At 44.7% G+C, this 10,204-nt stretch carries 11 protein-coding genes; 6 read left to right on the top strand and 5 right to left on the bottom strand.

Translation table 11 applies throughout. The annotated features are described in order from the left end of the window. Positions 1–158 precede the first annotated feature (158 nt). The 4 genes from AC2VE5_RS21925 to AC2VE5_RS21910 all read left to right on the top strand — a co-directional run bounded on the left by AC2VE5_RS21925 (position 159) and on the right by AC2VE5_RS21910 (position 2,379). Positions 159–491 carry a type II toxin-antitoxin system VapC family toxin gene (locus AC2VE5_RS21925; RefSeq protein ID WP_486889808.1) on the top strand — a complete coding sequence of 111 codons (333 nt, stop codon included), beginning with the start codon at positions 159–161 and terminating at the stop codon, positions 489–491. Between the two features lie 72 nt (positions 492–563). Next, entirely contained in the window at positions 564–1,133 is a 570-nt protein-coding gene (locus AC2VE5_RS21920) for a Uma2 family endonuclease (protein ID WP_486889807.1), read from the top strand. Beyond that, positions 1,130–1,621: a putative molybdenum carrier protein gene (locus tag AC2VE5_RS21915; RefSeq protein WP_486889806.1), complete on the top strand. Its 492-nt coding sequence runs from the start codon at positions 1,130–1,132 to the stop codon at positions 1,619–1,621. The genes AC2VE5_RS21920 and AC2VE5_RS21915 overlap by 4 nt, the downstream gene beginning before the upstream one ends. A 131-nt stretch (positions 1,622–1,752) precedes the next feature. Continuing rightward, entirely contained in the window at positions 1,753–2,379 is a 627-nt protein-coding gene (locus AC2VE5_RS21910; RefSeq protein WP_486889805.1) for a leucine-rich repeat domain-containing protein, read from the top strand. Between the two features lie 345 nt (positions 2,380–2,724). Here the strand turns inward: AC2VE5_RS21910 and AC2VE5_RS21905 are convergent, their stop codons facing one another. The 3 genes from AC2VE5_RS21905 to AC2VE5_RS21895 form a co-directional block, all read right to left on the bottom strand. Continuing rightward, entirely contained in the window at positions 2,725–4,407 is a 1,683-nt protein-coding gene (locus AC2VE5_RS21905; protein ID WP_486889804.1) for a DNA repair helicase XPB, read from the bottom strand. Between the two features lie 11 nt (positions 4,408–4,418). Continuing rightward, positions 4,419–6,290 (bottom strand): hypothetical protein, encoded by a 1,872-nt coding sequence (locus tag AC2VE5_RS21900; RefSeq protein ID WP_486889803.1) that lies wholly within the window; start codon positions 6,288–6,290, stop codon positions 4,419–4,421. A gap of 403 nt (positions 6,291–6,693) precedes the next feature. Next, positions 6,694–7,320 (bottom strand): exopolysaccharide biosynthesis protein, encoded by a 627-nt coding sequence (locus AC2VE5_RS21895; protein WP_486889802.1) that lies wholly within the window; start codon positions 7,318–7,320, stop codon positions 6,694–6,696. A 355-nt stretch (positions 7,321–7,675) separates the two neighbouring features. On the opposite strand from AC2VE5_RS21895, the gene AC2VE5_RS21890 reads away from it, so the two are divergent. Both AC2VE5_RS21890 and AC2VE5_RS21885 read left to right on the top strand, forming a co-directional pair. Further along, the gene (locus AC2VE5_RS21890) at positions 7,676–8,155 is read left to right on the top strand and encodes an MgtC/SapB family protein (RefSeq protein ID WP_486889801.1); all 480 of its coding nucleotides are present in this window, start codon (positions 7,676–7,678) and stop codon (positions 8,153–8,155) included. A gap of 59 nt (positions 8,156–8,214) precedes the next feature. Continuing rightward, positions 8,215–8,694: an MgtC/SapB family protein gene (locus tag AC2VE5_RS21885; protein ID WP_486889800.1), complete on the top strand. Its 480-nt coding sequence runs from the start codon at positions 8,215–8,217 to the stop codon at positions 8,692–8,694. Positions 8,695–8,711: 17 nt separating this feature from the next. On the opposite strand, the gene AC2VE5_RS21880 is transcribed toward AC2VE5_RS21885, so the two are convergent. Further along, a complete protein-coding gene (locus tag AC2VE5_RS21880; RefSeq protein WP_486889799.1) occupies positions 8,712–9,038 on the bottom strand; it encodes a hypothetical protein in 327 nt (108 codons plus the stop codon). Beyond that, positions 9,035–10,015 (bottom strand): hypothetical protein, encoded by a 981-nt coding sequence (locus AC2VE5_RS21875; RefSeq protein ID WP_486889798.1) that lies wholly within the window; start codon positions 10,013–10,015, stop codon positions 9,035–9,037. Before AC2VE5_RS21875 ends, AC2VE5_RS21880 begins: the two co-directional genes overlap by 4 nt. Positions 10,016–10,204 lie beyond the last annotated feature (189 nt).

Below are 10,204 nucleotides of genomic sequence, written 5' to 3'. Positions count from 1 at the left end.
AGTAGATGAATTGAAGCTACTACTGGATAGGCTGTTAAATCAAGGCGAGTTAGTAATTGAATGGCATCGCAAGATCAAAAATAAAGGGAATAACCATCATATTGCAGCTTAAGTGCTTATTAGCTTAGCACGGGCAAGCTACTCAGATTTATCAACAAGTGATCGCCCAAAGCGGACAAGTTTACACCACTGATTATGTCCTCGATGAAACTTTTACATTATTCTTTCGGCGACTTCCTGCACCTCGATCTGAGCAATCTATGAAAAGGCTGCTGTCAGCCTTTTCAACCAGCAACTTTCATCTAATCCGAATCAACGAGGAACGCTTTACCCAAACTGAGAAACTCCGCTCTAGATTTCTCGATAAGCCTCTGATTTCTTTTACCGACCTGACCTCAATGGTTGTAATGCAAGAATTAAATATTACAAAAATTCTTACTGAGGATGCTCACTTTACTCATGTAGGGATTGACTTCCAGTTACTTCCCTAAAGATTACATCATTTTAAATTTCACTTCTTAGCAGTACCCTAGTAAGTAATAATCAATCGATGCTTTTGTTTTATGATTGCTTCTCCTAGGCAGCCTTACCTCGCCTCCGCGCAGTACCTCCAGATGGAGGAGCAAAGCATTGTCAAGCATGAGTATGTTGATGGACAAATTTTGGCTATGGCAGGTGAGTGCGATGCCCACGTCACTATTGCAGGAAACTTATTTACTTTGCTCCGTAGCCATGTCCGAGGCTCTGGCTGTCGCGTTTACATCTCCGATATGAAAGCTCGGATTGAATCGCTCAATCGGTTTTATTATCCTGATATCATGGTTACTTGCGATCTCAACGACCAAGAAACTCCTACCTATAAGCGTTTCCCTACTTTAATCGTTGAGGTCTTGTCTGAATCTACCGAAGCTTTTGACCGGGGCGATAAATTTGCTGATTACCAAGAAATAATCAGCCTGCGCGAGTACGTTCTAATTAGTACCAAGCGCAAAAGAGTTGATTGTTTTCGGCGTGGCGAGCAAGGGTTATGGGTATTACAGTCTTATCGACCGGATGGTACATCATTTCGGTTGAATAGTGTTGACTTTGAGGGGGAAATAGCAGGACTCTACGAAGATGTAACGTTAGGATGAACACAAAAATATTGCCAGAGAGCGGATTAAAAATAGTCTCTGGTGGTCAGACGGGAGCAGACCGAGCAGCGCTCGATTGGGCTATAGCTCATCACATTCCTCATGGAGGTTGGTGTCCCAAAGGACGTAAGGCAGAAGACGGTATTATTGCTTCACGCTATAATTTAACTGAAACTCCATCATCCCAGTATTGGGAGCGGACTCAATGGAATGTCCGTGACTCGGATGGAACGGCTGTATTTTCAATTTCTGAAAAAATTTTTGCAGGCACTTTATTAACTGTTGAATTAGCTAAAAAATACAAAAAGCCGTGCCTACATATATGTAAAAAGTTAGTTGATGTTAACACTATTAATCGATTTCAGTTATTTCTTTTGGAGTTTAGGATAGTTAATCTTAATGTTGCCGGATCGAGAGCATCAAATGAGCCAGAAGTTTACCAGTTTGTTAGAGAAATTCTTGACCGTGCCTTTCTTCATTTGAAGTGACTACCAGTTTCAAAATAAATTGTTAATAAAGCAGTTAAAGTAGCAAGAGTTATTTACAGTAATTATGAATTAATTGATGCTCTTTTTGAGAGAAAATATACTCTTAACGTCTGTAACAAAAGAAATATTTTATGTCATTTTCTAAGAATCTATCTCTACTCAAGATTCTATCGACTTGTTTAGTCCTAGGGACTTACTCTGGTGGCTCTGCTATCGGGACATTGGCATTGGAAAATCCAAAGTCTGTCAAAAAGTTGAGAATCACGCCTGACGAAAACATTGAAAAACTAAGTAAGATAGGGGAATTCTCCAATTTAGAAGAGCTTGAAGTACATTGCCTTGAAAAACTTGACCGTATTCCAGATGGGATTGGGAAACTAAAGAGGCTCAAAATTTTGAATATGGATGAGGGGAACGGCTGCGTAATGAATCCTCAATTGCCAGAAAGCATGGGAAACTTGACCCAATTAAGGGAACTAAATCTTTATGGCGCTCAAGATATTTCTGAAGAATTTGAGCAACCAAGAGGAAGAAAGCTACTGCCCCAAAGTTTGAGTAAGCTGAAGAAACTTGAAAAGTTAAATCTTGGTAGGAATGGGTACAGAACTATTCCTCAAGTGGTATTTTCAATCCGAAGCATTAAAGAGCTTAATTTAGCGTTTAACGATCTTGCTGATTTACCGAAAGACCTCTCAAAACTTCCTCATCTTTCTAAAATTATTCTTGCAACAACTATAAAATCACCTGCTCTCCCTTAAAACAGGCAGAACTTACTAAAAGATTTAAGAACATTCACTTAGACTTTGAAAATGAATATCCTTGTCCAGAATAAGGAAAACTCTTAGTGCAGCGACTTAAATCTAACCTCAATAATCTTGCCTACAAAAGAACCATCGGTTTGGGAAATAACATTGCCCTTCTCATCCTGGGAAACAAGCTTCTGCATTATATCGGCAAAAAGTAGCCACACTTGATTAAACTTAAAACTTCAACAGGGTAATTTCCTCGTTGTCCTCTGGCTTCAATTACTGCCATCAAAGCTAAGGCTAATCCCTCATTTATTACTGTGGGCAAGTTAAAAACAAACTAAGATTTGAAAAAGCTTATGATACAGCATCATTGATAATTTCAATCTGGTAGCTGTAGCCTTGCTCTGCCAGAAAGACTTGGCGATGGCGGGCAAAATCTTCCTCACAGGTGCGAAGCGACACTAAGGTGTAAAAGTGGGCGCTGTGACCATCGATTTTGGGACGGAGAACTCGCCCTAACCGTTGTGCCTCTTCCTGACGAGAGCCGTATTTACCCGACACTTGAATTAGGACATCTGCATCGGGCAGATCCAAAGCAAAATTACCGACTCGTGACAAGATTAATCCAGTGATGGCTCCAAAACGGAATTGTTCATACAGGCGATCGCGCTCTAGCTGTGGCGTTTTTCCGGTCACAACAGGTAATCCTGTCCTTTCCGCAATCTGCTTGAGTTGATCTAGATATTCGCCGATGATCAGGATGCGATGTCCCGCTTCTTTTTGTAGCAGCGATTGTACGACCTCATACTTGCGCGGATTTTCAGCAGCAATACGAAACTGACGACGTTTGTCTGCTAGAGCATATTCCATCTGGCGCTCAGGAGCTTGCGGTACGCGAATTTCTCTGCATTCGGCGGCGGCAATAAAGCCCTGTACTTCTAGTTCGCGCCAAGGAACATCGTAGCGTTTGGGACCAATCAGTGCGAAGACATCGCCTTCCTTGCCATCTTCTCGAATCAGCGTGGCGGTTAAGCCCAAGCGACGACGGGCTTGCAGTTCGGCGGTAATCCGAAAAATGGGGGCGGGCAACAGATGAACTTCGTCGTAGATAATCAAGCCCCATGAGCGAGCGCTAAACAGTTTGAAATGGGGAAACTCACCGTCTCTACTAGAACGGTAGCTGATAATTTGGTAAGTTGCCAGTGTCACGGGTGCTGTTTGTTTCGATTCTCCACTGTATTCGGCAATCTCGTTCTCCGGTAAAGTTGTTTTATCGAGTAATTCCCGTCGCCATTGCCGCACCGAAGTTAAACTACTGGTGAGAACAAGGGTATTTGACTGCACAGCAGTCATGGCTGCCAAGCCCACCATCGTTTTTCCGGCTCCACAGGGCAGCACAATCACACCGCTACCGCCTTGAGCGCGTCCTGCCTGATAGAATGCTGCGACGGCTTCTGTTTGATAGTGACGAAGGTTAAAAGAAGAGCCAGCTTGGCTGATTGCTCGTAACTCAATAGCTAGAGCCTCACCTTCCACATATCCTGCTAAATCTTCCGCAGGATAGCCTGCTGCCAGCAACGCCTGTTTCAGCACCCCACGATTGGCAGCATTGACTTGAAAGACTAAATCTGAGGAGCGAGCGCCCAGCAACTTTGCGACTGCTTGATTGCGACTGAGCAACTCTGCTAAAGGTAAATCAGCCACCTTTAGCAGCAAATGCCCATCACCTCGCTCAATCACGGTCAGCCCATAGCGGCTACCCAATGATTCAATTTCTTGCGCTACTGCCTCCGGCATCGGATACTTGGCGTGTGATCGCAGGGCTGCAATCATCTCAGAAACGGGCATTCCTGCCGCTCGTGCGTTCCAGACGCTTAACGGTGAAATCTGGTAGGTGTGAATGTGTTCTGGACTTTTAATTAGTTCGGCAAAAGGAGCAACCGCATTACGGGCAGCATCCGCACACGGCGAATGGACTTCTAGAAGAACCGAGCGATCGCTTTGGATAATCAGAGCATTTTCAAAAACGTAGGACATGATGGCTTAACTCAAACAGGAAGGCTGTAGCCCAATTTCTTCAAAGCATTATAAAATTTGGCTTCCGTTGCCCCTGGCACGACCAGGTAGCAGGCTTGTCCGACAGCAATCGCTTTTGGCACGTCAGCTAGGAAGCAATAGGCTTTGGTGCGAGAATCATTTGCAATCAAGGTGGCAAGTGCAGTGTCTGTACAGCGAATTAATCGGGCTGAACCCAAGTTTTGCAAACTGGTGGTGCGTGTTTTTATGTCGGCAAGAAATTGTGCTACAGGTTGTGGTAGGGCTTCGCTGCTATTGACACTCAGGAATTTTTGCAGTTCATCTACACTCCGTCCCTGAGCGATCGCATCTAGTAATTTTCCTTGGTCTAGCCGCCACACCGCATCAGAAATGGGTTGCATAAAATTATCAAGCAGGAGGCGATCGGCGCGACTGGGTTGTTGCACTGCCACCACTTCCAGGTTAGGCAAAATTCGTAGAACTTGCTTTGGCGGTGAGGCTGTAGGGGTATAACAATCGCTCAAGCCCAAGAAATACGCGCCCAACGGAGTCAACCGAAAATACGTTAAACCATCATAGCGACTCAAACACCCACCATAGTAGTAATTCATATTTACGTCTTTTTGAAAGTTGAATACGCCATCATCAGGATGAATGTATGCCACATCTACTAATCCTAGAGTGGAGACATATTCAAATAGAAAACAGAGGATATATCGTGCTTCTAAAATTAAGAAACTAGAATCATCATATAGGGACCCGTACCCCGCCAGCATCAGGCTCTCAGGATTACGGCTGACCTCAAACTCATAGCCCGCAGCAATTATGTAGCGAAACAAATCAGTCAACTCAATCCAGCGACCAACCGGACAATCTTTGAGAGCTCCGACAATTTTACTGCGTCGTCCGGCAACCGCCGTTAAACTCCGTTTACCTTTGCCTGTTTGTCCTTTGATACTGTCAACTCGTCGTAGTTCGTCGAGTAAAGTATTTTTTAACCAGCTTTTCCAGAGCGTTTGTAGCGTCTTTTCTACTGGCTCATTCAACGCTTTTTGTCCTGCTTTGGTCAAGTTCAGACGTTTGGCACTCAGTGCCACCAATTTGCCTGCCTGTAACAGCATGACCCAGGCAAAGGGTTTGATAAATCCGATCTCGTAATTATACTGCCAGCCTCCCGGTGATTGGGTTGCCGTCCAGTCGCTGTAATAATCTCCTGACTCTAAGACTTGGGCGATCTCGCTCAGGGTGGCTCCAGTGGGATGAAACGTCTTGTCACTAATGGTAACTTTACCTAAATCTACCAGGCGCAGGATAGTTTGTAGATCCCGCCGTGCTAATGACTCTGTTTCACGTATATGTAGCGGCAGTTCAACGGGGCGGGATTCGCGTTTGCGGTTGCTGTAGCCGTACTCTTTCTCAGTGCGGGAGAGGGTTTCTGGCAGACTTTCGACACTCGCAATGCGTGTTGGCTCAGGGGGTGACACAAACGCCTTCAGTTGTGCCTTCAAATCTTGAGGCATTGTGAAACTGTAAAAAAATAAGCCCAAAATGGAAGGCTTATAGTTGTAAGAATAGGATTCACCCGTACTCCAAAGGGGTTCTTTACCGTACTTGCTAACAAATCGTGCTTGCTGATACCGATCATCTGCTGAATGCACCACTTCTGAAATTACTGCTTGCTGGGTATGATCGCACTGTTCCCAAAGGCGTTGCAGCGATTCACCTTGCATTCGTTGCCGAACATAACTTACCAGTTCGGCTTTGCGCGAAGGAATACTGCCCGCAGCCAGCAAACTTCCCAACGCCTTCAACTGCTCAACCGTTTGCTGGTTAAGTGCATCTAATACAGTGGGAATACGATCTCTTTGAGAGTAGTACGGCATGAATCGCTGGTTTCGATTGACTTCTTATTCTTACTAGAATACTGGTTGTGTGGCGAAAACTTGGTGAGGATAGAAAACTCCTGTGGCAGGAGTTCAGATTGTGCAGGGAAGTTTGTTTAGCAATTCTCTTAACGTAGTGAATTCAACCTGACCTCAATGAGTTTGCCTACAAAAGAACTATCGGTTTGGGAAATGATATTCCCCTCCTCATCTTGAAACACAAGCTTTTGCACTATATCGGTCACAAACACTTTGCAGTTGTAATTGGTAAGCTCAACCTTACTTACAATTACGTCCACCAATTCACCTTTATTCATGAAGTTAATTTAACTCTCTTAAATAGCTTGTAGCTACTTTAGTTTAAAATGTTTTGTTTTCTAAATTTTTCCTTTAACTGATGGGACTAGAGAAAGTTAACGTAGTCAGTTAAAAGTTTAGTCCAGCTTCCCAGCATTTCCCAGATTATACTGCTAAGTGCAGCAAACAACACTGTCGTTAAGACAACTGTTGCATAGCCGAAACAAATAAGCATTCCATCCAACTCAACCATTCCTATAGCTAGAAAAAGCATCGCCAAGGCTGGAATTTTATTTGTAAAAGGAATCGGTAAAGGTAAAGCGCTCAAAGCAGCACACCAGGCAACACAGAACCCAATTAACCGCCACGAAAGACTATTGCGGACAAAAACCTCTAACCGTGGTCGAACCAGTCTCTCCAAAGGATGCAGCAAACAATCAAAATTTTTGAGAAGCCCTGCGGATACTGCTGATGAGAGATGTAAACGGGTTAGCCACCTGGGAAGCCAAGGTCGGTGAAAACCTAACCCTAGCTGCATTCCTAGGAGAAAAGATGCCAAATTCAGGAGAGTAGAGATTCCAACTAACGGAACTGGCAACAAGAAGGGCAAGGTTAAAAGGGTTATCATCACCCCAAAGCTGTACTCTCCTGAATGCTTCAGAAGTGTACTTAAGTAGAGTGGTTGCCCACTATACTCCGTTAAAAGAGTCCTGATTTCTCTGGAGAATTTCACTTGGATGCTTTAATTGAACTTCTTTAGAGTAGTTAATTGCGTTATGTTAACCCGGCAATAATAGATAATGCAAATTGAAGGGTATTTGTGAGATTGTTGAGGCGTTGAATACTATTAACTGTAATGTTAGTAATGTCGTTGAATGCGACAGTAACTGAACTTTAGATGCCGTAGGACGTTGAATACATTGTGGATTCTGGATATTTAAGCTCAAAGCGGCTCATGAGAGTGATTAAAGAGCGTTATTCACTCTTGTTCTCTACTTGCTTGTTTAGGGATGTAAAACAATCTAATGGTTTCAACTCATCTAATCGCTTATGGTAGTCTAGCGTAATGCTATGGTTTGATTAAAGTAATGGCAACTCCTATTCTTCTTCACCCCAATGAGTGGTCAGGCGTAGCACTCAGGCTTAGTGGCGCGCTACTAATCGGTGGCTTGATTGGCTGGACACGTCAGGTGGCAGGAAAAGCAGCAGGGCTACGAATCCATATGTTAGTTACAGTGACCACCGCGTTACTGGTACTCATTCCGGTTCAACTGAACGCGAGTCCACCTGAAGGAGCGATTAGCTATGTGATCCAGGGAATTTCTACGGGGGTCGGTTTTTTGGGTACAGGAATGATTCTGCGTCAGTCTGATCAGGAGGCTCAACGAGCTAGGGTCAAAGGACTCACCTCTGCATCAGAGATTTGGGTTTCGGCGGCGTTAGGAGCTTGTGCAGGATGTGGTTTATGGGTTCTAAGCTTAATGGGCGCAGTTCTAGTGCTGATGATTTTGACGATCGTGAAGCATCTAGAACGCCTCATTCCCGTTCGTCTTGAAAAGGAAATTTAATCAAAATGTTCTATCGTTGTTAACATTTTAGACCTTACCAGAGCAGTTTTAATTCTTGGATGAGTAGTGTAGTGTATCGCTTGATTGACCCAGATAGCCCAATATTTAGACTTGTTTTAGCAGTATTCATCGGTGGAGTCATCGGGTGGGATCGCCAATCACGCGGTAAACCTGCGGGACTACGAACCCATATGCTCGTTGCTCTAGGAGCCGCACTAATGGTATTGATTCCGATGCAAATTAGTCCTTCGCCATCACCGGATGCGATCAGCCGAGTTGTTCAAGGTGTAGCGACGGGAATCGGGTTTTTAGGGGCAGGCGAAATCTTGCACCAATCTGTTCAGGGAACGACTCAACCCAAAATTCAAGGATTGACCTCCGCTGCCGCCATTTGGACGACTGCTACTTTGGGATTGGTGACGGGTTGTGGGTTGTGGGTAACAAGCCTGACTGGTCTTCTACTGGTGTGGCTTATCCTATCACTCGCACCGAACCTGGAACAGACTGCTTTCCGTCATAAGCATCGAGAGGATGAGTAGAGGGTAGCATTCACTCTCTACTCACATTGCGCTGTAAAGATTACGAATGAAGTGAACCTCACCTCAATAATCTTGCCCCCTAAAGAACCAGCAGTTTCAGAAATGACATTCCCTTCTTCATCCTGAAATACAAGCTTTTGCACTATATCGGTAACAGTCACCCTAGCATTAGGACTACCATCAATCAGTGCAAGAAATTCTTGCCCATATTTGTCAGCAAGTCTCTGACGCTGGGCTTGGGCTTGTTTCCTGAGCGCTCGGACTTCAGTTTCTAGCTGAGTTATGCGCTTTCTAAGTAGGTGAGTGCGATTGCTTCTGTGCCTGCGCTCTGCGCTATCGCTCATAGCGTCTGCCCTCCATTAGCAATAAGCCCAACCTCAGACCAAGACAAAGAGCGCAGTTGACTCCACAATGCCTGACCACCGCCAATAAAATGCACCATGATATCGCCGTCCTGAGAATGCGAGTATTGCATTAATCGCCGCTTGATTGCTTCATCCGCCCATTCCTTCCATCCGCTACCAGGTTTGGTCAAAGAGGGCTTTTGCCCAGTTTTGACGGCGTGGATAAACAAGCCAATCCCCGGTTTATTTTTCCAAGTAGCCAGAGCTTGCTGAAAATAGTCCAAAGCATCAGTCGCTCTGTCTGGATAACGGTCAAGGGCAGAAGCAAGGGCAGTATTGAGGCGCAGGTTATCTACGGGTTCGGTAGTCAGCACCGATAGGCGTGTAAGTAGTCCAGTACGAGCAGACGATTCAATTACTGGCTGGTTACTTGGTGCAGTAATGCGAAGTCTCCCGTTGCTATCATCTTGGTGTTTGACGCGCTGATTGACGGGGTTAGTTTGGGTAGAAGCAGACAAGTCAGCTTTTACGGTAGGAGTGTTTGAGCAGGGCAACCCATCAAAATCGTTTTCGATGCGACTTGCAGGGGCGGAAGGTAGATCTCGACCTAAATCTATCTGCTCATCACTTACTAATTCGTCTTCGGCTACAGGCGAAGTGCAGGATCTAGGTACTACTGCCTTATCTGACTTTTCTTTTTCCCTCTCCTCGCTTTGGGGGGTAAGGGGGGAGGTATTTTCAGAAGTAGTAAATGCTGTAATCTCTGGAAATGAACTGCCCAAAGTAGACGGATTAAGTTGCTCAATTTGAACAACTCGATGTGGCTGTTCTGAACAAATGCTAGAAATCAATACTTCCAGCCGTTGGTAATTAATGCTGTACCACTTGGTCTGATTCCAGCTTTGTTTGTCAAACCGCTCAGTCTTGAGCAATTTTAATCCTTCTAACCTAGTGATCGCTTTACGAATAGCGCTCAAGCTCAAGAAGGGAAATTGTTGTTGCCATGCTTGGTAAGTGTTATAAATCCAACGGCAGCCCTTAAGCTAATCGGCATCAAAGTTGCATAATAAAAAGGTAAAGCTGATTCAAAGTAACTATGCCACCAGCAGCCAAGAATTTTTTAAGGTCGGAACAAGTCGTTCATCTACAGCAAGCCCTCAAGGAGA

The sequence above is a fragment of the Aliterella sp. E5.1 genome, from assembly GCF_057473825.1.
The sequence above is the reverse complement of the archived record's forward strand: the minus strand, read 5'-3'. Positions and strand labels throughout refer to the sequence as shown.